29 protein-coding genes (1 of these 29 cut by a window edge) are annotated in these 26032 nt (G+C 35.4%); 20 read left to right on the top strand and 9 right to left on the bottom strand.

Annotation, left to right across the window (positions count from 1 at the left end; genetic code table 11):
- Genes ACZ1GR_RS15770 through ACZ1GR_RS15760 form a run of 3 tightly spaced genes read left to right on the top strand, consistent with a single transcriptional unit; the run spans position 1 to position 2623 of the window.
- Positions 1 to 1422: an amidohydrolase gene (locus tag ACZ1GR_RS15770; RefSeq protein WP_472609824.1), complete on the top strand. Its 1422-nt coding sequence runs from the start codon at positions 1 to 3 to the stop codon at positions 1420 to 1422.
- 56 nt (positions 1423 to 1478) lie between these two features.
- On the top strand, positions 1479 to 1973 hold the full coding sequence (locus ACZ1GR_RS15765) for an RNA polymerase sigma factor (RefSeq protein WP_377767787.1): 495 nt from the start codon (positions 1479 to 1481) through the stop codon (positions 1971 to 1973).
- Positions 1974 to 1981: 8 nt separating this feature from the next.
- Complete coding sequence (locus ACZ1GR_RS15760) at positions 1982 to 2623, top strand: hypothetical protein (protein ID WP_377767813.1); 642 nt, start codon at positions 1982 to 1984, stop codon at positions 2621 to 2623.
- Here ACZ1GR_RS15760 and ACZ1GR_RS15755 read toward each other — a convergent pair.
- Together ACZ1GR_RS15755 and ACZ1GR_RS15750 are read right to left on the bottom strand one after the other, a co-directional pair.
- Positions 2620 to 3429, bottom strand: a complete 810-nt coding sequence (locus tag ACZ1GR_RS15755) for a lysophospholipid acyltransferase family protein (protein ID WP_472609823.1) — start codon at positions 3427 to 3429, stop codon at positions 2620 to 2622. The genes ACZ1GR_RS15760 and ACZ1GR_RS15755 overlap by 4 nt on opposite strands.
- A gap of 36 nt (positions 3430 to 3465) precedes the next feature.
- Entirely contained in the window at positions 3466 to 4107 is a 642-nt protein-coding gene (locus tag ACZ1GR_RS15750; RefSeq protein ID WP_472609822.1) for an NUDIX hydrolase, read from the bottom strand.
- Between ACZ1GR_RS15750 and ACZ1GR_RS15745 the strand changes: the two genes are divergently transcribed.
- A complete protein-coding gene (locus ACZ1GR_RS15745; RefSeq protein WP_472609821.1) occupies positions 4106 to 4822 on the top strand; it encodes a peptidylprolyl isomerase in 717 nt (238 codons plus the stop codon). The two genes, ACZ1GR_RS15750 and ACZ1GR_RS15745, sit on opposite strands and share 2 nt — an antisense overlap.
- Position 4823: 1 nt before the next feature.
- Here the strand turns inward: ACZ1GR_RS15745 and ACZ1GR_RS15740 are convergent, their stop codons facing one another.
- Together ACZ1GR_RS15740 and ACZ1GR_RS15735 are read right to left on the bottom strand one after the other, a co-directional pair.
- Entirely contained in the window at positions 4824 to 5429 is a 606-nt protein-coding gene (locus ACZ1GR_RS15740; RefSeq protein ID WP_472609820.1) for a trimeric intracellular cation channel family protein, read from the bottom strand.
- 3 nt (positions 5430 to 5432) lie between these two features.
- On the bottom strand, positions 5433 to 6158 hold the full coding sequence (locus ACZ1GR_RS15735; protein ID WP_472609819.1) for an RDD family protein: 726 nt from the start codon (positions 6156 to 6158) through the stop codon (positions 5433 to 5435).
- Between the two features lie 33 nt (positions 6159 to 6191).
- Here ACZ1GR_RS15735 and ACZ1GR_RS15730 point away from each other — a divergent pair, with 33 nt between their 5' ends.
- From ACZ1GR_RS15730 to ACZ1GR_RS15705, 6 genes are read left to right on the top strand one after another with little or no spacing between them, the layout of a single operon-like run.
- A complete protein-coding gene (locus ACZ1GR_RS15730; RefSeq protein WP_472609818.1) occupies positions 6192 to 7178 on the top strand; it encodes a stage II sporulation protein M in 987 nt (328 codons plus the stop codon).
- Positions 7141 to 8079, top strand: a complete 939-nt coding sequence (locus tag ACZ1GR_RS15725) for a stage II sporulation protein M (RefSeq protein WP_472609817.1) — start codon at positions 7141 to 7143, stop codon at positions 8077 to 8079. The genes ACZ1GR_RS15730 and ACZ1GR_RS15725 overlap by 38 nt, the downstream gene beginning before the upstream one ends.
- Complete coding sequence (locus ACZ1GR_RS15720) at positions 8079 to 8798, top strand: hypothetical protein (RefSeq protein ID WP_472609816.1); 720 nt, start codon at positions 8079 to 8081, stop codon at positions 8796 to 8798. Before ACZ1GR_RS15725 ends, ACZ1GR_RS15720 begins: the two co-directional genes overlap by 1 nt.
- Before the next feature lies 1 nt (position 8799).
- Positions 8800 to 10008, top strand: a complete 1209-nt coding sequence (locus tag ACZ1GR_RS15715; protein ID WP_472609815.1) for a DUF4350 domain-containing protein — start codon at positions 8800 to 8802, stop codon at positions 10006 to 10008.
- A 1-nt stretch (position 10009) separates the two neighbouring features.
- Positions 10010 to 11008 (top strand): AAA family ATPase, encoded by a 999-nt coding sequence (locus ACZ1GR_RS15710; protein ID WP_472609814.1) that lies wholly within the window; start codon positions 10010 to 10012, stop codon positions 11006 to 11008.
- A gap of 46 nt (positions 11009 to 11054) precedes the next feature.
- Positions 11055 to 12344: a DUF58 domain-containing protein gene (locus tag ACZ1GR_RS15705; RefSeq protein ID WP_472609813.1), complete on the top strand. Its 1290-nt coding sequence runs from the start codon at positions 11055 to 11057 to the stop codon at positions 12342 to 12344.
- A gap of 2 nt (positions 12345 to 12346) precedes the next feature.
- On the opposite strand, the gene ACZ1GR_RS15700 is transcribed toward ACZ1GR_RS15705, so the two are convergent.
- Positions 12347 to 12790 carry a hypothetical protein gene (locus ACZ1GR_RS15700; RefSeq protein ID WP_472609812.1) on the bottom strand — a complete coding sequence of 148 codons (444 nt, stop codon included), beginning with the start codon at positions 12788 to 12790 and terminating at the stop codon, positions 12347 to 12349.
- A gap of 156 nt (positions 12791 to 12946) precedes the next feature.
- On the opposite strand from ACZ1GR_RS15700, the gene ACZ1GR_RS15695 reads away from it, so the two are divergent.
- The 4 genes from ACZ1GR_RS15695 (at position 12947) to ACZ1GR_RS15680 (ending at position 16833) form a co-directional block, all read left to right on the top strand.
- Positions 12947 to 14050 carry a helix-turn-helix domain-containing protein gene (locus tag ACZ1GR_RS15695; RefSeq protein ID WP_472609811.1) on the top strand — a complete coding sequence of 368 codons (1104 nt, stop codon included), beginning with the start codon at positions 12947 to 12949 and terminating at the stop codon, positions 14048 to 14050.
- 115 nt (positions 14051 to 14165) lie between these two features.
- Positions 14166 to 14660, top strand: coding sequence for a hypothetical protein (locus tag ACZ1GR_RS15690; protein WP_472609810.1), 495 nt, complete (start codon positions 14166 to 14168; stop codon positions 14658 to 14660).
- A gap of 129 nt (positions 14661 to 14789) precedes the next feature.
- Positions 14790 to 16097, top strand: coding sequence for a carboxypeptidase-like regulatory domain-containing protein (locus ACZ1GR_RS15685; protein WP_472609809.1), 1308 nt, complete (start codon positions 14790 to 14792; stop codon positions 16095 to 16097).
- A gap of 106 nt (positions 16098 to 16203) precedes the next feature.
- Positions 16204 to 16833: a M23 family metallopeptidase gene (locus ACZ1GR_RS15680; RefSeq protein ID WP_472609808.1), complete on the top strand. Its 630-nt coding sequence runs from the start codon at positions 16204 to 16206 to the stop codon at positions 16831 to 16833.
- Between the two features lie 27 nt (positions 16834 to 16860).
- Here ACZ1GR_RS15680 and rocD read toward each other — a convergent pair whose 3' ends face one another.
- Positions 16861 to 18141, bottom strand: a complete 1281-nt coding sequence (gene rocD, locus ACZ1GR_RS15675) for an ornithine--oxo-acid transaminase (RefSeq protein WP_472609807.1) — start codon at positions 18139 to 18141, stop codon at positions 16861 to 16863.
- Positions 18142 to 18357: 216 nt separating this feature from the next.
- Here rocD and ACZ1GR_RS15670 point away from each other — a divergent pair, with 216 nt between their 5' ends.
- The 5 genes from ACZ1GR_RS15670 (at position 18358) to ACZ1GR_RS15650 (ending at position 22328) form a co-directional block, all read left to right on the top strand.
- The gene (locus tag ACZ1GR_RS15670; RefSeq protein ID WP_472609806.1) at positions 18358 to 18837 is read left to right on the top strand and encodes a mechanosensitive ion channel family protein; all 480 of its coding nucleotides are present in this window, start codon (positions 18358 to 18360) and stop codon (positions 18835 to 18837) included.
- A 38-nt stretch (positions 18838 to 18875) separates the two neighbouring features.
- Complete coding sequence (locus ACZ1GR_RS15665) at positions 18876 to 19529, top strand: mechanosensitive ion channel (protein WP_472609805.1); 654 nt, start codon at positions 18876 to 18878, stop codon at positions 19527 to 19529.
- 103 nt (positions 19530 to 19632) lie between these two features.
- The gene (gene rlmD / locus ACZ1GR_RS15660) at positions 19633 to 21045 is read left to right on the top strand and encodes a 23S rRNA (uracil(1939)-C(5))-methyltransferase RlmD (protein ID WP_472609804.1); all 1413 of its coding nucleotides are present in this window, start codon (positions 19633 to 19635) and stop codon (positions 21043 to 21045) included.
- A gap of 25 nt (positions 21046 to 21070) precedes the next feature.
- The gene (locus ACZ1GR_RS15655; RefSeq protein ID WP_472609803.1) at positions 21071 to 21580 is read left to right on the top strand and encodes a DUF6452 family protein; all 510 of its coding nucleotides are present in this window, start codon (positions 21071 to 21073) and stop codon (positions 21578 to 21580) included.
- Positions 21561 to 22328: a DUF6048 family protein gene (locus tag ACZ1GR_RS15650; protein ID WP_472609802.1), complete on the top strand. Its 768-nt coding sequence runs from the start codon at positions 21561 to 21563 to the stop codon at positions 22326 to 22328. Before ACZ1GR_RS15655 ends, ACZ1GR_RS15650 begins: the two co-directional genes overlap by 20 nt.
- Before the next feature lie 12 nt (positions 22329 to 22340).
- On the opposite strand, the gene ACZ1GR_RS15645 is transcribed toward ACZ1GR_RS15650, so the two are convergent.
- Positions 22341 to 23495 carry a THUMP domain-containing class I SAM-dependent RNA methyltransferase gene (locus tag ACZ1GR_RS15645; RefSeq protein WP_472611827.1) on the bottom strand — a complete coding sequence of 385 codons (1155 nt, stop codon included), beginning with the start codon at positions 23493 to 23495 and terminating at the stop codon, positions 22341 to 22343.
- Positions 23496 to 23568: 73 nt separating this feature from the next.
- Between ACZ1GR_RS15645 and ACZ1GR_RS15640 the strand changes: the two genes are divergently transcribed.
- Complete coding sequence (locus tag ACZ1GR_RS15640; protein WP_472609801.1) at positions 23569 to 24240, top strand: ZIP family metal transporter; 672 nt, start codon at positions 23569 to 23571, stop codon at positions 24238 to 24240.
- 29 nt (positions 24241 to 24269) lie between these two features.
- Here the strand turns inward: ACZ1GR_RS15640 and trhA are convergent, their stop codons facing one another.
- Positions 24270 to 24923 carry a PAQR family membrane homeostasis protein TrhA gene (gene trhA / locus ACZ1GR_RS15635; RefSeq protein WP_472609800.1) on the bottom strand — a complete coding sequence of 218 codons (654 nt, stop codon included), beginning with the start codon at positions 24921 to 24923 and terminating at the stop codon, positions 24270 to 24272.
- Positions 24924 to 24929: 6 nt separating this feature from the next.
- A protein-coding gene (locus tag ACZ1GR_RS15630; RefSeq protein WP_472609799.1) for an amidohydrolase family protein crosses the window boundary here: on the bottom strand, positions 24930 to 26032 show its 3' portion. The gene runs 166 nt beyond the window's last position; the window shows 1103 of its 1269 coding nt (coding positions 167-1269); the start codon falls outside the window, past its right edge — the gene reads right to left on this strand; it ends in the stop codon at positions 24930 to 24932.

Raw genomic sequence — 26032 nt, 5'->3', positions numbered from 1 at the left:
ATGAAAATTAAACTTCTAATAGTTTCCTTATCAATTTTCAATTTAGCCTTTGCACAAAAAACAAAAGAAACAGCACTCAGCGCTCTTGATGCCAAAAGCGAAAAATATGGCGAAATAGCCCAAGAGATTTGGGGTTACGCCGAAATGGGCTATCAAGAAACCAAAAGCTCTTCGCTCTTGCAAACCACGCTTAAGGAAGAGGGTTTTAAAATAAGTACCGGAATAGCTGAAATACCTACTGCTTTTGTCGCTGAATATGGTTCCGGGTATCCGGTAATTGCAATCTTGGGAGAGTTTGATGCCCTACCCGGGCTGTCTCAACAGGCCATTCCTGAAAAAAAATCAGCAGGCAAGGTCGCTGGGCATGCATGTGGTCATCACCTATTTGGCACTGCCTCTTCAGCAGCAGCTATTGCAGTGAAAGATTGGATGAAAGCTAACAAACAATCCGGAACTATACGCTTCTACGGTTGTCCGGCAGAAGAAGGCGGCGGTGCCAAAGTCTATATGTCAAGAGAAGGTTTGTTCGACGATGTTGATGTTGCCCTTCACTGGCATCCAAGTTCGCAAAATGCAGCAAGTGCCGCAGCGGCATTGGCAAACATTTCGGCTAAATTTAGGTTCTATGGGGTTTCGGCGCATGCAGCAGGCGCGCCTGAAATGGGTCGCTCTTCTTTAGACGCTGTTGAAGCCATGAATGTTATGGTGAATATGATGCGTGAGCACATTCCACAAGAGGCTAGAATACATTATGTAATTACCGATGGAGGAAAGGCGCCAAACGTAGTTCCTGATTTTGCAGAAGTTTATTACTATGCTAGACACAATAGAAGAGATGTTGTAAGAGGTATTTTTGAGCGCATAGTAAAGGCTGCAGAAGGCGCAGCTTTGGGTACTGAAACTACCATGAAATATGAAATTGTTAATGGCGTTCACGAATTGTTGCCGAATTTGACACTTCAGAAACTTGTACATACGAACCTTACCAAAATAGGAGGTTTCAACTATACCGAACAAGAAAAGGAATTTGGTAACAAAATAGCTATAAGTCTTGGTCAAGATGAGTTGAACGAGAAACGTGCCTTAGAGGTTCAACCCTATAAGGAAACGGCAAGAGCTTATGGCTCTACAGATGTAGGCGATGTCAGCTTTGTGGTACCTACGGTAGGTTTCGGTACGGCAACATGGGTACCCGGAACTCCTGCGCATAGCTGGCAAGCCGTTGCTGCTGGTGGAACTTCAATCGGTAACAAGGGCATGATGGTTGCGGCAAAAACCCTTACAGCAACGGCAATTGACTTGTTTAGTAATCAAGACCTCATCAAAAAAGCAACTACTGAATTTGAAGAACGAAGAGGTAAAGGTTTTATTTACAAGCCATTGTTAGGTGATAGAGCACCAGCTTTAGATTATAGAAAATAGGTTGTAACAAAAAAGCATCTTAAGCTACTAACATTAAAACGACCTACCAACCATCTGTGAATAAAGAATTAGAGCACAAATTTGTGACTGAACTTGAGAGCAATCAAAATATTGTTCACAAGGTCTGTAGCCTTTATACCAATGATAGGGATGCTCACAATGACCTGTTTCAAGAAATAACTATTCAATTATGGAAAGCATATCCAAAATTTCGTGGAGAGGCAAAATTCAGCACTTGGATGTATCGTGTTGCCCTGAACACTGCTATTACACTTTATCGAAAATCTAAAAGACGGATTAAAACCCAAGATTTTGATAGTGTAATTTATAAGATTAAGACCGACGAATATGATGATACTGAAGAGAAACAATTGAAATTGATTTATGATGCGGTCAAACAATTGGGAGACATTGATAAAGCACTTGTATTTCTGTATTTGGAAGATAAAGACTATTCTGAAATAGCTGCAACCTTAGGTATTACCGAAGTAAATGCTAGAGTAAAAATGAATCGTATAAAAAATAAACTAAGGACCATCTTAAATCCGTAAGTATGATGATGGACGAATTGGAACTCTTGAAAAAAGATTGGCAAAAGAAGGAAGAGCATCTTCCAAAATTGTCATTCGATGAAATCTATAAGATGATTTGGAAAAAGTCGTCTTCTATCGTGAAGTGGATATTTTATATAAGTATTGCTGAATTCGTATTTTGGATAGCAATGCTATTTATTCCTTTTAGTTATGAAAAATTTGAAGGTGAAAACTCAGAAATATTTAACAATACAGAACTTATTCTAAACATAATCAGTTTTGGAGCAATCCTATTTTTTATCTTCAAATTCTATCAGAATTATAAAAAAATCAGTGCCACTGATTCCGCAAAAGCTTTAATGAAGAAAATAATTAGTACCAGAAAAATTGTAATGCAATATGTTTGGTTTAATGTAATTCTTTTTGCCGTATCATTTATACTTTTAACAACTGAAATTATTATCTATGACCCAGTCGACCTTGGGCTAACTGAAAAAATTGCAGCGGCGGACAGTAAAATACTTATTTGGACCGCAATTGCCGGAATCACTGTTGTAACGATACTAATCTTTTGTACGCTTCTCTGGCTTTTTTACCGACTTATCTACGGAATTCTACTTAAAAAGCTAAACGCAAACTACAGTGAACTAAAAAAATTAGAAGTTTAAGACTTGTGACTGTATCGTCTTTTTTCGTGATCTGCTTCGTAAGCGGCTAGCTCCGACTCCGGAATTACGTGGAGAAAAGACGGATGCTGCTCTATTGCATACTCTAATTTCTCAATTATTTGTTCGACCGACTCATTATCGTAATCAATATCCAGAGGTTCTTTGATCTGCATCGATTGAAGAATGCCCTTCTTTTTAATATATAATCCTTTTTTGTCGAAAGACCTTCTAAATCCGTCAATAACTACAGGCACTACAATAGGTTTATACCTTTTTATAATATGAGCCGTACCTTTTCGTAATGGTTTCCAAGGTTTTGTTGTTCCCTGCGGAAAAGTTACTACCCATCCGTCTTCCAAAGCAATACCTATACTTGAAATATCGCTCATTTTAACTTGTCTTTGAACATCTTGACCATCGGCACGCCAAGTACGTTCAATGCTTATCGAACCGGCATAGGCAAGAATTTTAGTTAAAAGGCTTTTACCCATGGTTTCCTTAGCAGCTACGTAATAAAAATTCAATTTCGGATTCCACAAATACCCAACATTTTTAATATTGTCATCCCGACCCTTTAAACTCGCATTAAAAACATGAAACATGGCAACTACATCGGCAAAATAAGTTTGATGATTACTTACAAACAGCACATTTTTATCCGGTAAATTTCGAATAACTTCAGAGCCTTCAATATCCAAAGTATTAAAACCTTTATATCTTGAATGCGTCATTACCCCCAAAATGCGGATAAGCCATTTTTTTAAGAATAAAATATGGCCAAAAGGATTTTTTTTAAAAATTCCCATAAGTTGGTTTGAATAGGCTAAAATACAAAATAGAGTCTAAAGCACTTGTTTAAGAAGTACTTTGATTTCACTTAACATCATCGCAGTTGCACCCCAAACCACGTAACCATTTAACTTAAAGGCGGGTACTTTCATATTCGTGGCATATGAAGTTGTCAAGTTTTGTGATATTAAATTATCCTCATTCATAAAATCTGATAGCTGGACCTCAACAATCTCCTCCACCTCGGTCTCTTGAATTTTAAAAGGTTTCGGATCGGCATAAATACCTAAATAGGGTTGCACCATAAAATTACTGGGAGGAATATAAAGTTCGGTCAGCTCTTTCAAAACCTCAATACGCTTTGGAGAAACGCCTACTTCTTCTTCCGTTTCCCGAAGTGCTGTTACTTTTAGATTCGAGTCTTGGGGCTCAACCTTTCCACCAGGAAACCCTATTTGATTGGAGTGAACCCCCTTGTAGGTTTTTCTTAAAATAAGTAAGAGTTGTGTCGCATTGGCCTTATCAGGGTAAAACAAAGCCATGACAGCAGCTCTTTTAGGATTTCGTTCAGCAATTTTTTTTGGATCTCTCCACTCTTTTCTTATCTCTGGCTCCATTTTAAAATGAGATTCTTCGCCGGGCAAATCCAGATTTTTTATTTTAGTAACCCGTTTGTAAAAATCAGTAAAATTCATGTTTAATAGGAGTATCGCTTTTAGTGCAATTATACTATTATTATTTTTTGCCAGCTGTAACGACAGTAAAGAAAAAAGACAGTCCACACCTGTTGATAAGGTAGAAAAAACATCAAATGACTCTTTGATTTCTGTAGTAGAAAAGGAAGAAAAAACTATTGAACCCTTTTTATTAAGTGAAGAAAATGCTATTAATTTTTTCTTTGACTACGAAAAAACATTGAAAAAAAATAAAGTAAAGCTAACCACTAGTATGGGTAGTTTTACGATAGAATTGTTCGACAATGTGCCTTACCATAGGGCCAACTTCATATACCTGACCCGACAAGGTTATTTTGACAATACCATGTTCCACAGAGTGGTAAAAAACTTTATAATTCAAGGAGGTAACTCAGATACACGGGAAACTAGCAAAAAAAGAAGAAAAATAGGCAGGTATTTACTCCCCCCGGATGCAAAAAAAGGTCATAAGCATCATAGAGGGGTAATTTCAATGCCCAGTGGAGAAATTGATAATCCGCATAAGTTGGCTTCTCCCTACGAATTCTTTATCGTTGTGACCAAACCAGGGTCGTACCATTTAGATGGTAGCTATACCCCCTTTGGGAGAGTTATTGAAGGAATGAACGTTGTGGATAAAATAAACAATGTAGACGTCGATGACGGCGATTGGCCAATGCAAAATATCTATATTTTAAAAGCTGAGGTGCTTTGATCTATTTTCTATAGATATTTGGCAAACGTATGTCAAACTTTACGGCCAATAAGCGCAGCCCAATAACCACTAAAATTCCTCCGGCAAAAGCATAAGCATCAACAATAGGCAGTTGCTCTAAAAGGAAAAAACTTAAAGCACCCAAAATACATGGTGTCGCATAAATCTCCTTTCTGAAAATTACCGGTATTTCATTACATAGAATATCTCTAATTACACCACCAAAACTAGCGGTAATAGTACCCAAAGCGATACACATAACAGGTAATAAACCAGCCTCTAAACCTTTTTCAACCCCCACCAACGTAAAAAGCCCTAGACCAATGGTATCGAACAAAAACAACGATTTTCTGAAGTATTTAAGCTGTTTTACAAACAATATGGCCAGTATTGCAGAAACTAGAATGGTAATCACGTAGGTAGAATCTCGCATCCAAACAACTGGAGTATTCCCGATTAACAAATCGCGCAACGTACCACCACCAATAGAAGTCACAAAGGCGATGATAACGACCCCGAACAAATCAAGCCTCTTTTCCATAGCCACCAAAACCCCAGAAATGGCGAAGGCTATAGTACCCAAAATATCTATGGCGATATAGAACATGAGCTATAATTTTTGGGTATAATAGTTATAGTCTTTAAGAACGGTGTCTAAATACTGTATGTCGTAAAGTTCAGATTTAGTTTGCAGAATACTATCGACTTTTACACGCAAGGCTGTCATTGTTTTAAAATCGTTGCTTTTACGGGCTATGCGATAGGTCTCCTTTATAAGTCTTACATCTTTATCGGTCAACAAGATCACATTGGTAAATTTAGGCTGGTAGGCTTCTTCAACCTCCTCTAAAATAGTGTGCGAAACTTTTGTTTTGTTCTTTGTACTTATTACCACTGTGCCAGCGGCAGCATCACCCAAACGTTGTCTTTTTTCAGAGAAAAGAATAGTAAGTAAACCTATAGAGCCAATAAAAATCCAAATATCGACCAAACGTAGCATCCAACGTACCAAATAATTACTCCAATGCACTGGGCTACCATCAAACTTCACTACGCGCATTTTCAGTAACATCTTACCCACCGTACGTCCATTAAAAATACTGTGCATAATAAGACTATAGAACATTGCCGGTAAAAATATTAAAGCTACCAAACCTCGTTGGGTCCATTTATCCTCATAAATATACCCGATAGCATCTCCAATAAAATCTACAAGTACCGCGTACAGGTATAAAATAAAGGCATCAATAAAAAAAGCAACAATGCGTTCGCCAATACTTACAATTTTATAATTAAGATTAACATTTTGCGTTGTATTGATTTGAAGGTTACTCATTAAGTATTAAATTTATCTAGGTAAATACAATTTATGCGCGAAGCCGCTTTTGTGAAGCAAAATAAGGAAAAATGGATAGCATTTGAAAAGGCTATCAATCTTAGCTCAAATACCGACCCTGACGAACTGGCCGATGGGTACATTCAACTAACAAACGATTTGGCATATGCCCAAACCTATTACGAAGAAAGCAAAACTTTATTGTATTTAAACGCTTTAGCTTCTCAAGCGCACCAAAAAATTTACAAAAACAAAAAAGAGAGTGGTAACCGCATACTTGATTTTTGGGTGACCGAGTTTCCCATGTTTTTTAAGCAATATCAAAAAACCTTAGGTGTGGCCTTTCTCATTTTTTTGGTTGCATCTACTATTGGTTGTATTTCTGCTTTGAACGATGCTACTTTTCTGCGTCTAATTTTAGGAGACGCCTATGTCAACGAAACGCTGAACAACATAGCAAATGGTGACCCCACTGCAATCTACAAAGGGGGAAGCGAAATCGGTACTTTTTTAGGAATAACCATTAACAATATTCGCGTTGCCTTTCTGGCCTTTGCTTTTGGTGTAATCACAAGTATCGGAACTGCCTATATCTTATTTAGCAATGGTGTAATGCTTGGGGCCTTTATCACCTTTTTTTATACGAAAGGTGTGTTTTTTGAAGCCAATAAACAAATTTGGTTGCACGGCACTATTGAAATATCTGTTATTATTGTTGCCGGTTGCGCTGGCCTTATTATGGGTAATAGTATTTTATTCCCAAAAACATATTCTAGGCGAGTTTCTTTTATGAAAGGTGCCAAAGACGGACTAAAAGTCGTTGTAAGCACCATACCATTTTTCATTGTGGCCGGTTTTATTGAGGGCTTTATTACCCGATATACAGAAATGCCCAATTGGCTTGCTTTTTTGATTATTGGTGCCTCACTTCTATTAATACTCTTTTACTATGGGCTATACCCCATATTACTAAACAAAATACATGGCAGACAATTACATTCCGCTTCGCGTAAATCGTGACTTTGGGGATATTATTACGACATACTTTGATTTTTTTAAGCAGAACATTAAAAAGTTTACCAATGTTTTTCTGAGCTATAATGGTATTTTTTTAGTAGGTCTATTAATTGCCAGTTACTTGTTGGTGTCTGGCTTTATTGGTCTAATTGCATATGAATCTGCCCCTAACAATTTTACCACTGGTGCCCAGTTGGAAGAAAAATATATGATTTACTTGGCCGCCGGAGGAATCTTATTTTTTGTCATTTTTATCATGGTATTGGTCTTGAACTATGCGCTTGCCAGTAGTTACATGATAAAATATGAAAGTACCGAAAACAATGAGTTTGATAAAAAAGAAGTTTGGGCTTATACCAAAAGTCAGTTCGGTAATATTCTAGTATTCATATTACTAATGATTCCCATTTGGTTTGTGTTTTTTATAGTTTCCATCATATTTGCGTTCATACCAATAGTTGGTCTTTTTGTTCAGTATATTCTTCAGTTCTTTTTAACATCTTGGTTAGGAGTTTCATTTTATGATATGCTGCAAAACAAAAAAGGAGTGACAGATGGATTGGGAGAGGGATGGAATTTAGTCACCAAGAATTTTTGGAAATCCGTAGGGGTAAATTTTATTCTCGGTTTGCTGATAGGGATTCTAATGATGATTACTCTTATTATTCCGGGAGTTTTAATAGGGGTTTATACCTTTCATGTTGTAGAAAATAATGTCGATTACTCGACATCGGTGGTTTCAACGGTTATTTATACTTTGGGTACCTGTCTATTTTTAATTATTGCGGTTTATGGGCAGTGTCTTTCGCAATTTGTAAACGGAATACTCTATTATTCCCTTCATGAAAAAACATATAATATCAATACCAGAAGTAAAATAGAACAAATCGGAAAAAGCGAATAGTGAAAATTCATACCACCCTCTTTATTTTTTTATTCCTCGGGGCTTTCGCTTTTTCTCAAGAAGCTAAAGATTCTATTGTTACTATAGATTCTATATCCACTGTCCATGAGCGAAGTTTTGATGATTTAAATAAAAAATATAATGGTGAAGACTTTAATTATGATATTAAAACTGGAGAATCGCAAAATCTTCTAAGCCGATTTTTAAGATGGATAGGTAGAGGCTTAAGTGATATTTTTGGAATAAACCTTTCGCCTGAAGCCCTTAAACTGTTAGAGTATATTGTTTACTTTTTGATGGGTGGTCTGGTTATTTATTTGCTTGTAAGAGTACTGGTGAATGAAAAATTCAACTCTATTTTCACGAGAAAGGCAAAAACCATTTTTGATATTGACTTGGCAGAACAACATATAGAAAGTTTAGACTTAGATACATTACTTGCAGCGGCTATAAATGAAAAGGACTATAGATTGGCGGTTAGATATCATTTTCTAAAAATTCTAAAAAAATTATCTCAAAACGACATTATTGAATGGCATTTTGATAAGACCAATACCGATTATCAAAATGAAATCAAACAGCAAAAGTTGCAATCTGGTTTTAAAGAAGTAGCCTATTTATACGATTATATCTGGTACGGTGAACAACCCATAGATAGACCAAAGTATGAAACGGCTGAAACAAGGTTTGCGGCATTAAATAATTTAATCCCAAATTAGGGTGGATAAGAGATCAAAAATCGTACTAATAATTCTAGCTGTGGTACTAGTAAGTATCATAGTAACAGAATTAGTACGTCCAAAACCTATCAATTGGAGGCCTTCGTATACATCACAATCTAAAATACCTTTTGGTTGTTATGTACTTTATAATGAACTACCACGACTATTCGCTAACAGTGAAGTCGAAACAGTAAAAGAAAGTATTTATGATTTTATGATTAAAAGAGATACGACCATAAAATCAAACTACCTGCTCATCAATAATAATATACAGCTAGATAAACAAGAAACAAATAGGTTACTTGATTACGTACAAAAAGGTAATGATGTTTTTATTGCTGCGTCTTCAGTAAGTTATTTTTTAAAAGACACCTTAAACATTGAATTGAACACTGCATATTCGTTTAAAGAGGATACCGTTATTGTAAGTCTTTCCCATAAAAAACTTAATCATTCAAAATTCAATTTTTCAAGGGGAGCCTCTAAAGCATATTTCACCTCCGTTGATACGACAAACACCAAAGTTCTTGGTCACCTTGAATTTGTTGAAGAAAAGGGTATTACTTCAAACAAAAAAGAAATCTTAACGGTGCCTAATTTTGTTAAGACACAATTTGGTGAGGGTTCATTTTTCATTCATACTACTCCAGAGGCCTATTCTAATTATTACCTTTTAAAGGATAATAAAGATTATGTAGCAAACACTTTTTCCTATTTAGATGATAGTCCGTTGTATTGGGATGATTATAAAAAATCAGGGCGGGTAGTTATCGATTCACCCATGCGATTCGTTTTAAACCAGACCGCCCTAAAATGGGCTTACTACTTAACCATGGTGGGGCTGATACTCTTTGTGATTTTTAAAGCAAAACGAGAGCAACGCATTATCCCGGTAATAAAACCATTAGAAAATTCTTCTGTAGAATTTGCCCGAACGGTAGGCACACTTTACCATCAAAATAAAGATTATACCAATCTCATTCAAAAAAAGCTGAACTACTTTTTTGCCGAACTACGTAATCGGTATTTTATTGATACTTCTACTTTGAATGAAAAAACGATTCAACAACTAGCGTCGAAATCCGGTAAATCTATTGAAGAAGTAAAACAGTTGTTAGAGCTTATACTACAATTAAAAAACAAAACCGTACATAACGAACAAGACGCAATAATACTGACAAAAAAAATAACCGCATTCAAGAAATAATATGGAAGATAAAACACAAAACGACAACTCATTAGAATTTAATTCAAGAGTAGACCTTACTAAATTACAAGAAGCGGTAGCTAAAGTAAAAAGTGAGTTGGGCAAAGTAATTATTGGTCAAAAAGATATGATTGAATTGCTTATCATATCCATGTTGGCAAACGGCCACTCTTTAATAGAAGGAGTTCCTGGAGTCGCTAAAACCGTTACGGCAAAATTATTGGCAAAAACGATGAATGTAGATTTTAGCCGAATTCAGTTCACCCCCGACCTAATGCCCAGTGACATTTTAGGAACTTCCATTTTTAATGTGAAAACCTCTGAATTCGAGTTTAAAAAAGGGCCCATTTTCTCAAATATTATTTTAATTGATGAAATTAACCGTGCACCGGCTAAAACTCAGGCCGCCCTGTTTGAGGCAATGGCAGAAAGACAAATTACCATAGATGGTCAAGAATACGATATGCAGCCACCGTTTTTGGTGTTCGCCACTCAAAACCCAGTAGAGCAAGAAGGTACATATCGACTGCCAGAAGCACAATTAGACCGTTTTCTTTTTAAAATTAACGTGGACTACCCCTCTCTTGAGGAAGAAGTGCAGATCTTGGAAAATAAACATGAACACAAAAACAAAAATATTGAAGGACTAATTAAATCTGTACTTTCAGCAAAACAAATTGCGGAATATCAAGATGTTATTAAAGAGATTATAGTAGAAGACAATCTATTAAAATACATTGCGTCTATCGTAAATAGCACACGTACCAATGCCAATTTGTATTTAGGTGCCTCGCCTAGGGCTTCAATAGCTATAATGGATGCCTCTAAGGCACTAGCGGCCATAAGCGGAAGAGATTTTATAACCCCCGACGATATTAAAAAAGTGGCCGGCCCAATACTTTCGCATCGTATTATTTTGACCCCTGAGCGTGAAATGGAAGGTTTTACTGCCCAAAAAGTTGTTCAGCAATTAATAGAGACCATAGAAATACCAAGATAGATTGAAAAGAGCATTTAAAAGTATTTATTTAAAACGAAGGTTTTTTATGGTGCTGACAGCACTAATATTGGGCTTCTTGCTATCCTTCATTTTTCAAAACGTACTCAGTGTTATTCGTATCTTGTTTTTTGTCTTTATTCTTCTAATCGTTGTTGATTTTTTATTGCTTTTTTTGTCAAAAGGAAATATACATGCCGAACGTATATTACCCGATAAACTTTCTAATGGAGATGATAATCCAATAGAAATTAAACTAGCGAACAAGTACTTATTCAAAATTACCGCAACACTTATCGATGAGCTTCCCTTTCAATTTCAAAAACGTGACTTTGGGTTAAATAGTGAAATCAAGAGCGGGTCGACCAAAAGCTACAGCTACAAAGTTCGACCTACAGAAAGAGGTGTATATTCCTTCGGCAGTCTAAATGTTTTTGCAAGTTCACCTCTAGGGCTTCTAAGCAAGAAATTTACTTTTGACACTAGTAAAGAAATTCCTGTCTATCCCTCATTTTTGCAACTGCGCAAATATGATTTGATAGCATTTACCAATCGTCTTTTTGAATATGGATTGAAGAAGATTAGACGTATTGGTCATACCATGGAGTTTGAACAAATTAAAGATTACATTCAAGGAGACGATATTAGGAACATTAATTGGAAAGCGACTGCAAAAAAAGGCCAGTTGATGGTAAACCAGTTTCAAGATGAAAAATCACAACCCATCTATTCCGTAATCGATAAAGGCAGGGTTATGAAAATGCCTTTTGACGAATTAAGCCTTTTAGATTATGCCATTAATGCTACACTGGTCATTAGCAATATAGCGCTTAAAAAAAACGATAAAGCGGGTATGTTTTCATTTAGCAATTCCATAGAAAATAGGGTGGCCGCTGAACGTAGAAGTTCTCAAATGAATCTCATTTTAGAAACACTATACAATTTAGAAACCAATTTTGTAGAGAGTGATTTTAGTAGGTTATATATAGATATAAAGAGAAACCTAAATCAACGCAGTCTTATATTATTATATACCAATTTTGAAACCTTGGATGCATTAAACAGGCAGTTACCCTATTTGCAAGCCATATCGAAACAACATTTGTTGGTGGTTATCTTCTTTGAGAACACCGAGCTTCTCGAATTTGCGGACAAAAAAGCAGAAAGTACGCAGCAGATATTCGAACAGACCATTGCCGAAAAATTTATTTACGAGAAAAAACTTATTGTAAATGAACTTAGAAAATATGGTATACAAACCATTCTCACAAAACCCGAAAACCTAACGATAAATACCATTAATAAGTACTTGGAAATTAAGGCTAGAGGTTTAATCTAAACTTATTCCGTATACAATATTGAGGTTGAAAATTGCAATTCTGTTAGGGTTGGTAGACTTTTTTTATAGAGGAAATTAATGTCTCTTGGGTAGTAAAGAGTTGTTATTTTACTTTGTTTTTTTGTTTTCTTCTTTGTAAAAACATCAATTGTCAAACCAACTGCAAATCCTCCTAATGCGGTTGCCAATACGTCACCATTATCCCAACTATTGCCATCCTGTCCTGAATCAATGGCCTCTTTACCTAATCCCACAAGTAAGGCACCTCCAACTGCGCCAACAAATGTCCATGCGCGATCTCCGTTTGAAATTTCTTTTGCGATTCCAGCTCCAGCGAGCCCAAATAAAGCACCTCCTGCAAAATGGAGGACCTTATCCTTTTCAATCTGGGAATGACCAAAATTGAATGCTAAAAATATAGCTAAAACTAATACTAGTGTTCTCATAGTGTTCTCGCCAAATATATAAAAGTAGTTTGGGCTTTTTAAGTTATCTTATGTGTTCGGTAAAATTTTAAGGATAAAATGTAGAAATGACTATGTCCCTACAAAAAGAGACATTAAAAAAATGAAGCTTACTACTTTTGAATTTTCAGATTTAATATGAGCTGGTATATTATACTATTTCTTTGTTTTTCAATACTAGGAGTCTTTCTGAGTGCAGTGTTCTTTTTCAAAAAACGGGGAGACCGATGGGCAAATCGATTATTTTCGGTCTTCATCATTCTCTTTTCTTTTGAGTTAATTCTAAATTGTCTAAAATGGTCTGGTCATTTATACATCGGGAATACCATACATTTAACTTTTAGTAATTTTCCATTATGGATTGCTTATGGGCCATTAATTTATATCTATATAAGAAGAATACTCAAAGGCTCAAAATTAAAGCTTAAAGACCTTTTCTTCTTAATGCCTATTTTAGTCACAGTAGCGCTTATTTCACCCTTTTATATACTTAATGCTTCTGAAAAATTAACTGTATTTCAACAAGGTTCTTTTTATAAAGTATCATGGATCGATGCCAACTACATATGGCTTGAAATTATAATAATGTTCTTCTATGGGTTTTTAATTTTAAATCAGTTTGGCTTAGGTAAAAGACCAGGTTTTAAAGAAAATCGATGGCTTACCTACTTAACTAGCGGGTATTTCGGGTTTGTAATAGCTTTTTTCCTGTACATCTTTTTGGTAAAGTTTGAATTGATGCACCCCAAATATGATTATTTCGTTGACATTGCCATTGTCTTCTTTATTTCAATGGTCACCTTTTTTGTTTTCTTTCAGCCTAAAATTTTTGAAGGTAAGTCTATCAAAGAAATTATACCTTTTATCAAATACAAAAAAACGGGTCTTTCAGATGCGCTGGCTATAGAATTAAAAAACAAACTAGAAAGTATTATGAAAAACGAAAGACCCTATCTAAATAATGAACTCCGTTTAAATGACTTGGCCTCATCTTTAAACCTATCAAGAAACCATACTTCACAAATTATTAATCAGTATTTCAATCTGTCCTTTTTCGACTTTGTCAATAAATACCGTATCGAAGAAGCAAAAAAACTATTGGTAAACTCCAACAATAACTCCACTGTCACTCAGATTGCTTATGATGTTGGTTTTAACAACCGAGCTTCATTTTATAAAGCATTTAAGAAGTTTGAAGGCCTAAACCCATCACAATACCTACAACCGCAGCATGCATCATAAACTTGTAAAGGTTTACACGCATTTACACATTTTATAAATAATCATTCTTTCTTGTTCAAAATTCTTGAACAATATGAAACTTAGACACAATTATAGCTTGAAATCAGTAATTGGCATGATAATCATACTATCAACAATATATGGCTGTGCTCATAAGCAAGAAAAAAGAGAAGAAGTAAAAAACAAATTAATTGGTTCATGGCGCATAGATAAAGTGAAGTGGATAGCTAAAGACACAACACTACTCTTGGTACCAAATAGTAAAGGACTCTTTTTAATTACAGATAGTCATTATAGCATCGCATGGTCACCCAGAGAAAAACGTATACCTTTTAAAAACCTTAGCGCACCAACTGCTGAAGAGACCATTGAAGGATTTCAATCTATAGTCTTCAATTCTGGGATTCATGAGAGTACCGACTCGACTTTCACCACTATTGCTAAAATTGCAAAAGTACCTGGTTTTGAAGGAGGAAAGCAATTGTATCGATATGAAACAAAAAATGACAGCACGATCATTTTAACGCTTTTTGATGAATATTACCCAGACAATACCAAACCTAACTGGTCAGGAAAATGGAAGACTGAATTTTTTTTATATCGAGAATAGTAATTAAACCCTACAAAGAGAGACTATAACAGCTTTAAAATCCAATACTTTTATATTAACAAACATGTCATTCATATCTTCTTTAAAATCATTAATTTAGATTTGTAATTACATCAAAAAACACAGCTTATGAAAACCATACTTCTTACACAAAAACGGCAAGGAATAAGAAAAGGGCTTTTTATTCTCTTTTTTTTGAGTATCTCACCTTATCTGTTCGCTTTTCAAGATAGCACCAATTTTAGACAATACGAAGGTGAAGTAATTGACGCTGACAATAACAACCCCTTGGTATTTGCCACAATAACTGTCGATGGCACTAATATTAGTACCATTACGAATACCGAAGGTAATTTTCTTCTTAAAGTACCAACATCTGTTAGCAGTGGTACTGTTCTTTTTTCTTTTATTGGATATACCACAAAAAAAATAGCGCTCTCCGATTTAAAATCCGATAAAAATAAAATCAGTTTAAAAACATCGGCTCTTCAATTATCAGAGGTAGATATCAATTCTCCGAAAGATGCAAAAGCCCTATTTCGAGAAACCTTGAACAAGAAAGGTGAAAACTATTTTGAAGACCCCACTTTAATGACGGCCTTCTACCGAGAAACAATAAAGAAAAGAAAAAAGAATGTTTCACTATCAGAAGCCGTTGTCAACATATACAAAACTCCTTATTCTTCGGACAAAAAAGATGCTGTAGAGCTTTATAGGGCAAGAAAGAGTACGGATTATAGTAAGTTAGATACTGTTGCCTTAAAACTTCAGGGTGGACCTTTTAATACACTATATGTGGATATTATGAAATATCCAGAGTATATTTTCACCAATGAGTCCATTGATGATTACAACTTTACTTTTGATAGTTCTACAAGAGTTAATGATAGGTTGATATACATTATTAATTTCAGTCAACTAAAAAATATTAAAGAACCATTATACCAAGGCAAATTATACATAGACGCAGAGAATAAGACACTGACTAGTGCCGTTTACAATCTTAATATTACCAACAGGGAATTGGCTGCCCGCTTGTTTGTCAGAAAGAAACCTGCGAAGGTTGATGTTTGGCCAACCGAAGTTGCTTACCGCGTAGACTACCGAAATAAAAATGGAAAATGGTATTATGGATATAGTAACGTCTTACTAAAATTTAAAGTGGATTGGGATGATAAACTTTTTAACTCCGTTTATAGCATGACAGCTGAAATGGCCGTAACAGATTGGCAAGAAAACAGTACCGGTAAGTTACCAAAGAATAAAGAACGATTAAAAAAATCTATAATTCTTAGTGAAGAAGCCTTGGGCTTTTCTGATCCAGATTTCTGGGGAGAATATAATATTATTGAACCCGAAAAATCTATAGAATCCGCTATTAAAAAGATTCAACGGCAGTTAAGAAGGGCTAAAAAGAGTGGAACTTCCACCCCCTAAAAAACTAAACCTCCTGATCGGAGGTTTTTTTATTGAATTCCTATACAAAGAGACAAGACAAAAATTAGGCTCTTGTAACTTGAAGGTAAAATATAAAACCATGAAAATGATTTTTAGATTTACCGCAATGTGCCTTTTGATTATCTTATGTGGATGCTGGAAAGAAAGTGATTGGAAAGAAAGGCTTAACAATACCGGAACGCTTGCTTTGGACAAAACATTAAGCTGCAGTGAAACCCGATATGAAGATTGGGAAACCTCAGAATATATATTACCTTATCCGTCAGGCACTAGTTATTTGGTAACACTTTCTCACTGCGGCGGATCTTATCATAGTGAAGGTCTTCCTGATCAATTTGCCATTGATTTTAATATGTCTATAGGAACCCGCATTACCGCAGCAAGAGCTGGGGTTGTTGTGCACGTTGAAGAAAGTGGTGTTGATGGAGGTTTTCCTAACAATTTAGTGATTATAGAACATTCAGACGGCACCTATGCCATGTACATGCATTTAACCAATAATGGAGCCGCAGTCGGCAAAGGTACCAGAGTAAACAAAGGCACAACCATTGGTTATAGTGGTAACACAGGTTTAGCTGGTTATCCACACTTACATTTTGTTGTAACTAGACCTGGTAATTATAGTTATCCATATAAATCTATACCTGTTACTTTTAGTAATACTTTACCAAACCCTCGGAGTTTAGAACCTGGTTTACAATACCCAGCTCATTAGATAAAAAAATCCCCTTTCGGGGATTTTTTATTTCTTAAACTCAGATAAGGTTCTTTTTATTATAGATATACAATCCATGAGCTGCTCCTCGGTCATAACCAAAGGAGGTGCAAAACGGATAATATTGCCATGAGTCGGTTTTGCCAATAGTCCATTATCTCTAAGGGCAATACATATATCCCAAGCGGTAGAGCTATCCTCGGTATCATTAATTAAGATTGCGTTAAGCAAACCCTTTCCTCTAACGGCATTTACCAAATCACAATTAGTTATAAACTTGTTCAATTCCGACCTAAAAATCTCTCCCAATTTATAGGCGTTACTTGCGAGTTCTTCATCTTTTATGACATCAAGCGCTGCAATACCAACTGCCGCTGCAATTGGATTACCACCAAAAGTACTTCCATGGTTTCCAGGGCGAATCACATCCATAATCTCATTATTCGCAAGAACAGCAGAAACAGGATAAGCACCACCTGATAACGCTTTCCCCAAAATTAAAATATCAGGTTTAACATCGGGGGTACCACTACAATGCTTATCAGAACATGAGCAGTTACCACAAGTTGCCAAAAGTCTTCCTGTACGGGCAATTCCGGTTTGTACTTCATCTGCTATAAACAATACATTGTATTCTTCACAAATTGCTTTAGCGGCTTTTAAATATCCTTCTGAAGGAACATAAACACCAGCTTCTCCTTGGATGGGTTCGACCAAAAAACCAGCAACATTATCATTTTCTTGTAAAGCAGTTTTTAAAGCTTCAAGGTTATCATATTCTATTTTTATAAATCCTTCTGTGTATGGCCCAAAATTTTTACGTGCCACTGGGTCATTTGAGAATGATATTATGGTAGTAGTTCTACCATGAAAATTATTCTCACAAACTATTATTTTGGCCTGATTCTCTAGTATTCCTTTCTTCTCATAAGCCCATTTTCTACAAATTTTCACCGCCGTTTCCACCGCTTCGGCACCTGTATTCATAGGCAAAAGTTTGTCAAACTTAAAAGTATCTGTGGCATACTTTTCAAACTTGCCTAGCATGTCGTTGTAAAATGCCCTTGAGGTAAGGGTCAATGTTTGGGCTTGTGAAATCATAGCCCCAACAATAGAAGGGTGACAATGCCCTTGATTTACTGCCGAGTAAGCCGAAAGAAAATCATAATACTTTTTACCTTCAACATCCCAAACAAAAACACCTTCTCCCCTACTTAATACAACTGGGAGTGGGTGATAGTTGTGAGCTCCATACTTATTCTCTAAATCAATCGCTTGTTGCGACGTAAGTTGTTCTAAAACAGCCATTTTAAATAGTGTTTAAATTCATAAAATAACCATTCCTGCAATACCTTTATTCTTTCGCAATCCTGACAGTTATCGGAACGAAAATTCAGCGTGGGAGAGAAATCATCCCTAGTAGAGTTACAAAAATAGTAAGATTTCCGTAAAACATCCGATCTCTGTGACTAATCTCAACATTTTGGTTCATATAACTACACTAAACATTTAAAAACTATAAAAATGGAATATCTAGAAAACATGCTAAGTAGCATATCAAATTCTGTTGGTAATTTTTTACCAACCACTATTGGTGCAATTTTAATTTTAGTAATAGGTTGGTTTATTGCCGGACTATTAAAACGTATCACGATCAAACTCATAAAAAAGACCGGAGTTGATGACAAAATGAAAAGTGATAAAATAACTTTATCAAAGTTTGTAGGTAAACTAGTTTACTTTTTAGTAATGATTTTTGTTTTCATGCTCGCACTGGAGAAACTTGGAATGCAAAGTGTTCTAGACCCTGTAAAGAACTTACTTGATGGCTTCTTAAACTTTATACCAAATATTATTGGTGCAGGATTGGTGGCATATATAGGATATATGCTGGCATCTGTAGTATCTGAGTTTGTCGGAATGTCTGGAGACACCATTAAAACTATACTCCAAAACTTGGTTTTGCAGAAGGGGTCGACCTTATTGGAATTGTTAAGAAAGTAGTCTTCATTTTTATTTTTATCCCTCTTCTAATTTCTGCATTGAACATTCTAAATATGGATGCCATTTCAGAACCTGCCACCTCAATACTTACACAATTTTTTGATGCCCTACCTAAAGTATTGTTAGCGGCATTTATTTTAATGTTGTTTGTGATTGGCGGACGTTTTTTATCACAAATGTTAAAAGATATACTAGCTAAAATGAATCTGAATGATATTGCCAAAAAGATGCACCTCGATAGTATGATAGGTAGCACCAATATTGCAAATGCAATCGGAAATTTGGTGTTCTTCTTTATTGTGATTTTTGGATTAATGACCGCTATCGAAAAATTAGAATTTGTTCAATTAACTGAAGTCTTGGAAACTGTTACCAACTTATCTGGTAAAATTTTATTTGGCCTTGTAATTATAATGATTGGTAATTGGGTCTCTATAATTGCGAAAAATTCCTTTGCAAAAAATGATAACAATAGTTTTGTCGCTTCGGTGTTGCGTACGGCGATTCTGGCAATATTTTTAGCAATAGGTCTAAAAACTATGGGTATGGCAGACGACATTATCAACCTTGCTTTTGGCATCACTTTGGGAACCATAGCAATTACAGTAGCACTATCCTTTGGTTTAGGAGGTAGACAAGCAGCAGGAAAACAAATGGAAAATATTCTAAATAGATTCAACTCTAAAAAATAATATTTTTAAAATTCCCCCATATATATATCAAATAGTACTAGTTGTTATTTAATAGACCCTGGCAGAAGCTAGGGTCTTTTTACAAAAGCTATTACCTTTGCGCATGCGAAAAAAGAACAAAAGACAGGTCTTTGAAAATGTTGAGGTAATAGATGCTGGTGCAAAGGGTAAGTCAGTGGCAAAAGCCCCTGATGGCAGAGTGGTTTTTTTAACAAATGCAATACCCGGTGATATCGTTGATATTCAAACGACCAAAAAGCGAAAGGCATATTTCGAAGGGACCGCTACTAATTTTCATAAACTTTCGGATAAAAGAACAGAACCGCAATGTCAACACTTTGGTGTTTGTGGAGGTTGCAAATGGCAACATATGGGTTATGAACACCAGCTCTACTACAAACAAAAGGAAGTGGAGAACAACCTTAAAAGAATTGGTGGTATAGCACTACCCGAGATAAATCCGATTTTAGGGTCTCAAGAAACTTATTTCTATCGCAATAAGATGGAGTTCTCTTTTTCAGATAGCAGGTGGCTTACTTTTGAAGAGTTAAAGTCTGATACTGTCTTTGAAGACAAAAATGCGCTAGGTTTTCATATTCCTGGTATGTGGGACAAAATCTTGGATATTAAAAAATGTCACTTACAGGCAGATCCATCAAATGATATTCGATTGTGGGTCAAGACTTTTGCCGAAGAAAATGAACTCTCCTTTTTCAACCCCAGAAAGCAAGAAGGTTTATTGCGTACGTTAATGATTCGCACCTCGTCTATTGGTGAGATTATGATTGTAATACAATTTTATGAAGACGATAAAATCAAAAGAAACCTCTTACTCAAGAATCTAGAAGAAAAATTCCCTGAAATTACTTCATTACAATATGTTATAAATCAAAAGGCGAATGATACGATTTACGATCAAGAAGTTGTTTGTTTTACTGGTCGAGATCATATTTTTGAAGAGATGGAAGGTTTACAGTTTAAAATCAATGCAAAATCGTTCTATCAGACCAATTCGGCGCAGGCATATGAATTGTATAAGATAACCCGTGATTTTGCAAATCTTACAGGAGAGGAACTTGTATACGATTTATATACGGGAACAGGAACAATAGCCCAGTTTGTATCAAAAAAAGCAAAGAAAGTAATAGGCATAGAATCTGTTCCAGAAGCTATTATTGATGCCAAGGCAAATGCAAAACATAACAATATAGATAACATTGAATTCTATGTTGGTGATATGAAAACAGTTTTCGATGATAAATTTATTGCCGCCAATGGAACCCCTGATATTATAATTACCGATCCTCCCAGAGATGGCATGCACAAATTAGTTGTTGAACAATTGTTAAAAGTTGCGCCAAAAGAAATCGTTTATGTAAGTTGCAACAGTGCGACACAGGCAAGAGATTTAGCCTTACTAAATGAAAAATATGAGGTTATCAAAGTGCAACCGGTAGATATGTTTCCGCAGACCCATCATGTTGAAAATATTGTACTTTTACGCAAACGGGTATAATTATTTAAGTATTCTTAAAAATGCTATGAAGAGAGTTCTTGTAGTTTTATTCATCCTACTGATTTTTATCAATTTTTCCTCTTGTGAAAAAGATGATATCTGTGTTGATGGTGACACTCCTTTTTTGGTTATTGGTTTTTTTGATGTTGATGATTCCACTTCCTTTAAATCGGTTCCTTCTTTAAGAATAAAGTCCATTGATAACGACAATATTTTTTCTTCGGGCACCTTTAGCGACCGTTCGACAGTTGCCGATTCTGTATTAATTCCATTACGTAATACGAACAATGATACCACTTTTGAATTTATCATAAACTCTGCTGGCGATGAAGAAACAGGTACCATAGACACCTTAAGTTTTTCATACAGCGTAGGGAAACAATTCGTTTCTAGAGGATGTGGTTTTGTGGCGAATTACAATGATTTGGATGTATTGAGAACTGTAACTCCCCAAGATTGGATAAGACGCATTACAATAGTCGAAAAGAATATAAGAAATAATCCTACCGCAATCCATGTTAAAATATTTCATTAATCTTTTTATCTTATTTTCTTTTGTATTTACTTCTGCGCAGGTAGACAAAACCGTTGATTTAAACCCGAAAGATTCTGTTGAGTACAAACAGAAGTATGGCTTACGAATTGGGGTAGATTTAAGTCGCCCTGTTTTATCGTTCATCAATGAAGACTATACTGGTTTAGAATTTGTAGGAGATTATAGACTTACCGAAAAACTATTTATAGCTGGCGAATTTGGCAATGAAAAAAGAACAGACACCGAGGGAATTGGTAGCACAGCTCTTTATAATTATACCACGTCGGGTAGTTATCTAAAATTAGGGATAGATTACAATACCTACACCAATTGGTACGGTGAACAGAATTTTATAACCATAGGAGGTCGCTATGCCGTAAGTTCTTTCAATCATACCCTAAATAGTTTTAGAATTTTTGATTCGAATAATTTTTTCAATGAGGGTTTTCCTGATTTAGTTACTTCTCAAGAAGAATTTGAAGGGTTAAATGCCTCTTGGTTAGAGTTTGTCGTAGGCTTAAAAGCAGAGTTATTTAAAAACATATATGCTGGAATAAGTATTCGACTAGCTTATTTGGTCACAAACAAAAACGACGAAAGATTTCCTAATCTATGGATACCAGGGTTTAATAAAGTTACTGATGGCAGTAACTTTGGAGTAGGTTATAATTACTCCATTTCTTACTTCTTGCCATTATACAAAAAAGCAAAGAAAAAGCGTGAAGACGCCGATAATAAAGCTCAATGATTCTTGACCAATTTAATTAAACTTAGCTTTTTTGCTCCCTTCATATATTTCGTAATTCACCAATCTAGATTCTAGCTTACCATTAAACACCTTTATTTTTCTTGAGGGTTTTAATCCAACACTTTTTAAGGCGTCTAGATTTGCTGTAATTAACCATGCTTTGGTGCCGAGATAGTTTTGTTTTAAGGTATCACCAATTTTCGAGTAAAATTCCTCCACATCAATATTAAGTCTCTCGCCATAAGGTGGATTAAAAACCATTTTCAAACTATTATCAACTGGTTTTTCAGTTTTGAAAAAGTCTTTGCGTTCAATGGTAATATATTCCGATAGGTTCGCATTATCAATATTTTCTTGTGCTTTTCTGATCGCTGAAGGAGCTTTGTCGTAACCGATAATCCTGTGATTAAATTCTCGAGTTTGGTTCAGTCTTGATTCCACTATTTTTTGATAAAGAGTTTCGTCAAAATCATTCCAATTTTTAAAGGCATAAGTATCTCGATTGATATTTGCAGGTATATTGCAGGCTATCATAGCTGCTTCGATCAAAAATGTTCCACTACCGCACATAGGATCTAAAAAATCTGTTCTTCCATCCCAACCGCTCATTAACAAAAGTCCTGCGGCCAAGACTTCATTTATTGGGGCAATATTGGTAGAAATACGATATCCTCTCTGATGCAAAGATGTGCCCGAACTATCTAGAGAAACTGTACAGTCGTTATTAAAAATATGAATGCTTATTCGAATATCAGGATTACTTGTATTAACCGAAGGTCGCTCACGTTGGGTATCCCTAAACTTGTCTACCAAAGCATCTTTTGATCTCTGAGACACATATAATGAGTTATTAAAAACCTCTGAATTCATAGTGGTATCAAAAGCAAATGTCTGACTACTCTGAAAATAGTCTGACCACTCTATATCGTATAATTGTCGATATAGCTGCTTCTCATTAAATACCTTAAAACTTTTAATCGGTTTTAGAACTTTAAGTGCTGTTCTTAAGCTAAGATTAGCCTTGTACATGAAACCGGTATCGCCGTCAAAACTTACATTTCTCACACCTTCTTTAACACTACCAGCACCCAAATTCCTTAATTCTTTGGCCAATAAAGGCTCAAATCCGTAAAGCGTTTTTGCCAACATTCTAAAATTACCTTCCATACCTAAAAAAATGTTCGCCAAAAATAGGCTAATTTTATCCCTTATATCATCAAACCAATAAATTCAAATCTTAGTGATCTATATCTTACCTGTTTTCGCTGTTCTGATAAGCTTTGTTTTTGTTTACTTGACAAAGCCGAAAAGTCAAAAAAGCATAAAATTACTTTTAGCATTTAGTGGTGCTTTTCTATTAGCACTTACGTGTTTTGAATTATTACCTGAAGTCTATCAATCATCGAAGCCTAAAACTGTTTCATTCTTTATTTTATCCGGAATATTACTCCAGATTATTTTAGAATCCTTCTCAAAAGGAGCGGAACATGGGCATTTACATCATGGCTCTAAAAACAATAGCTTCCCCCTAATTTTATTTTTAAGCCTTGCCATACATGCGCTTGTTGAAGGCTTGCCCATAAGTGGAGAAAATAATATCATCTATGGTATTTTAATACATAAATTACCTGTAGCCACTGTTCTTTCCATTTTTCTATTGAATTCTAATTTAAAAATGGGCTATACTTTACTTTTTATATCTCTATTTGCCTTTATGACACCTTTAGGTAGTTTACTAGCGACAGAGTCCAGTTTTATTGCTTCTTATAGTATAGAACTATCGGCATTAGCAATAGGTGTCTTCTTTCACATTTCTACAGTCGTATTATTTGAAAGTGCTCAAGGGCATTCTTTTAATCTTCAAAAATTAATTGTGATTTTAATTGGTTTTGGTTTGGCCTATTTTATATAGCTTTAAGATATTAGGAATTGCATTGCTTTTTATGCGCCTAATTTAAAGTTTACTAAAAAACATTCCTTATAAACAAATAGCCAATGACTTATCGCACCACCAAGAACAAACAAATGCCATATAAAATGATTGTACGGAATTTTTTTTGAAGCATAGAAAACTATGCCTAGCGTGTAGAAAAAACCACCTAAGCCCAGATAAAATAGTCCTATTGAAGAAGTATTAGCCATTAGAAAACTCAAGTCTATAACCACTAACCAACCCATAATTCCATATAGTACCAAAGAAAAAATCTCAAATCTTCCGGTAAAAAAAAGCTTTAAAATTGTTCCGAAAAAAGCAATACCCCAAACTAACCATAAAAGGATGGCTCCTTTAGAGTTTTGAAGTACTGTGAGGCAAACAGGTGTATAAGTACCTGCAATGAGGTAATAGATACTAATATGATCTAAGATTCTAAGTTTTTGTTTGACTTTAGGATTTGATACCGCATGATATAATGTAGAAGCAGAAAACAATAAAACCAAGGATAGTGCGTATATCAGTACTCCCAAACTTTGATTTTGACTTTCATTTCCTTTAAACAAGACGAAACCACCTATTAAGGCAAAAATAATACCCAATCCATGCGAATAGGTATTTAGTTTCTCTTCAATTTTTGCTTTGTTTAAATGACCGGTCAAAAACTATTATTTATAACGCTTACCATGTTTGATAACGATATCAACATCTTGAAGTAGACTGATATAGCGTAAAACATCACCGTCTACTGCAATAATATCGGCGTATTTGCCTGGGGTAATTGTACCTACTTCATCAGCAACTCCCATCCATAAAGCTGGCCAATATGTAGCCGCTCGAATAGCGTACATTGGGTCAATACCAAATTCATTTACCCAAACGTCCAATTCATTCCATGTAGATTGGCTATGAAACTTCATTGGAATACCACTATCAGTGCCTATCATTAACACAACCCCAGCGTCTAGCAACTGTTGAATCTTTGTTTGCAAACTTGGCTTTCTTACTGGTGTCAACTGAAAATATGGAAGTCGATCAGGATGTTTTATACTATTTTTTATATCGGTAATCACCGTATCAGGTAAACCTCTATGCCATGAATCATTATCCAGTTTTTCTGGATTATCCCTAGTATATTCATAATTATACAAACCTTCAACTGTTGGACACCAAAATAATGGCCCTGAACTCATATCTGCCGTACGTTCCTTAATCATATCCATAATGTCATTTGGATACTTAGGAGCAGAAGATAAACCAGTATGTTCAAAACAATCTGCTCCCACCAATAAACCTCTTCTTATTTCTTCTGGGCGATGACCATGGGCGACAACTTTCAAATTATTCTTATGAGCTTCATTAACAACCGCTTTTAGCTCATCCATAGTCATTTTATCTTGATCAATTAGTTTAATGACATCAACACCTGCCTTTGCCAATTTATTAATCTTTCTCCTACCGTCTTCCGGAGAATCAACACCCCAACGAAAATTTTCTGTCCCTGGGTATGCTTTTTTCTGAATAAATGGCCCAGAAACATATAAAGTAGCGCCAGGAATATCACCATTATTAATCGCATCGCGGACTGCAATGCTTTCTTTTAAAGGAGCGCCCAAATCCCTTGCACTAGTTACACCGGCCATTAATAACTGATATGCGGAAGCTGGCATAATAACATCCTCCAATAATGGTGGATATGTTTTATCCCAATATTCATAATCAGAATGTCCATTTATCATTGTGTGTACATGCATATCCCAAAGGCCAGGCA

The organism is Croceitalea sp. W27, from assembly GCF_055693185.1.
Note: the sequence above shows the minus strand (reverse complement) of the source record. Positions and strands in the feature narration are given on the sequence as shown.

What these genes read in the sequence shown, in the direction of transcription:
- ACZ1GR_RS15770 (WP_472609824.1), top strand. Translation starts at nt 1, where the DNA reads ATGAAAATTAAACTTCTAATAGTTTCCTTATCAATTTTCAATTTAGCC.
- ACZ1GR_RS15760 (WP_377767813.1), top strand. Translation starts at nt 1,982, where the DNA reads ATGGACGAATTGGAACTCTTGAAAAAAGATTGGCAAAAGAAGGAAGAG.
- ACZ1GR_RS15755 (WP_472609823.1), bottom strand. Translation starts at nt 3,429, where the DNA reads ATGGGAATTTTTAAAAAAAATCCTTTTGGCCATATTTTATTCTTAAAA.
- ACZ1GR_RS15745 (WP_472609821.1), top strand. Translation starts at nt 4,106, where the DNA reads ATGTTTAATAGGAGTATCGCTTTTAGTGCAATTATACTATTATTATTT.
- ACZ1GR_RS15750 (WP_472609822.1), bottom strand. Translation starts at nt 4,107, where the DNA reads ATGAATTTTACTGATTTTTACAAACGGGTTACTAAAATAAAAAATCTG.
- ACZ1GR_RS15740 (WP_472609820.1), bottom strand. Translation starts at nt 5,429, where the DNA reads ATGTTCTATATCGCCATAGATATTTTGGGTACTATAGCCTTCGCCATT.
- ACZ1GR_RS15735 (WP_472609819.1), bottom strand. Translation starts at nt 6,158, where the DNA reads ATGAGTAACCTTCAAATCAATACAACGCAAAATGTTAATCTTAATTAT.
- ACZ1GR_RS15730 (WP_472609818.1), top strand. Translation starts at nt 6,192, where the DNA reads ATGCGCGAAGCCGCTTTTGTGAAGCAAAATAAGGAAAAATGGATAGCA.
- ACZ1GR_RS15725 (WP_472609817.1), top strand. Translation starts at nt 7,141, where the DNA reads ATGGCAGACAATTACATTCCGCTTCGCGTAAATCGTGACTTTGGGGAT.
- ACZ1GR_RS15710 (WP_472609814.1), top strand. Translation starts at nt 10,010, where the DNA reads ATGGAAGATAAAACACAAAACGACAACTCATTAGAATTTAATTCAAGA.
- ACZ1GR_RS15705 (WP_472609813.1), top strand. Translation starts at nt 11,055, where the DNA reads ATGGTGCTGACAGCACTAATATTGGGCTTCTTGCTATCCTTCATTTTT.
- ACZ1GR_RS15700 (WP_472609812.1), bottom strand. Translation starts at nt 12,790, where the DNA reads ATGAGAACACTAGTATTAGTTTTAGCTATATTTTTAGCATTCAATTTT.
- ACZ1GR_RS15695 (WP_472609811.1), top strand. Translation starts at nt 12,947, where the DNA reads ATGAGCTGGTATATTATACTATTTCTTTGTTTTTCAATACTAGGAGTC.
- ACZ1GR_RS15690 (WP_472609810.1), top strand. Translation starts at nt 14,166, where the DNA reads ATGATAATCATACTATCAACAATATATGGCTGTGCTCATAAGCAAGAA.
- ACZ1GR_RS15685 (WP_472609809.1), top strand. Translation starts at nt 14,790, where the DNA reads ATGAAAACCATACTTCTTACACAAAAACGGCAAGGAATAAGAAAAGGG.
- ACZ1GR_RS15680 (WP_472609808.1), top strand. Translation starts at nt 16,204, where the DNA reads ATGATTTTTAGATTTACCGCAATGTGCCTTTTGATTATCTTATGTGGA.
- rocD (WP_472609807.1), bottom strand. Translation starts at nt 18,141, where the DNA reads ATGGCTGTTTTAGAACAACTTACGTCGCAACAAGCGATTGATTTAGAG.
- ACZ1GR_RS15670 (WP_472609806.1), top strand. Translation starts at nt 18,358, where the DNA reads ATGGAATATCTAGAAAACATGCTAAGTAGCATATCAAATTCTGTTGGT.
- rlmD (WP_472609804.1), top strand. Translation starts at nt 19,633, where the DNA reads ATGCGAAAAAAGAACAAAAGACAGGTCTTTGAAAATGTTGAGGTAATA.
- ACZ1GR_RS15655 (WP_472609803.1), top strand. Translation starts at nt 21,071, where the DNA reads ATGAAGAGAGTTCTTGTAGTTTTATTCATCCTACTGATTTTTATCAAT.
- ACZ1GR_RS15650 (WP_472609802.1), top strand. Translation starts at nt 21,561, where the DNA reads ATGTTAAAATATTTCATTAATCTTTTTATCTTATTTTCTTTTGTATTT.
- ACZ1GR_RS15645 (WP_472611827.1), bottom strand. Translation starts at nt 23,495, where the DNA reads ATGGAAGGTAATTTTAGAATGTTGGCAAAAACGCTTTACGGATTTGAG.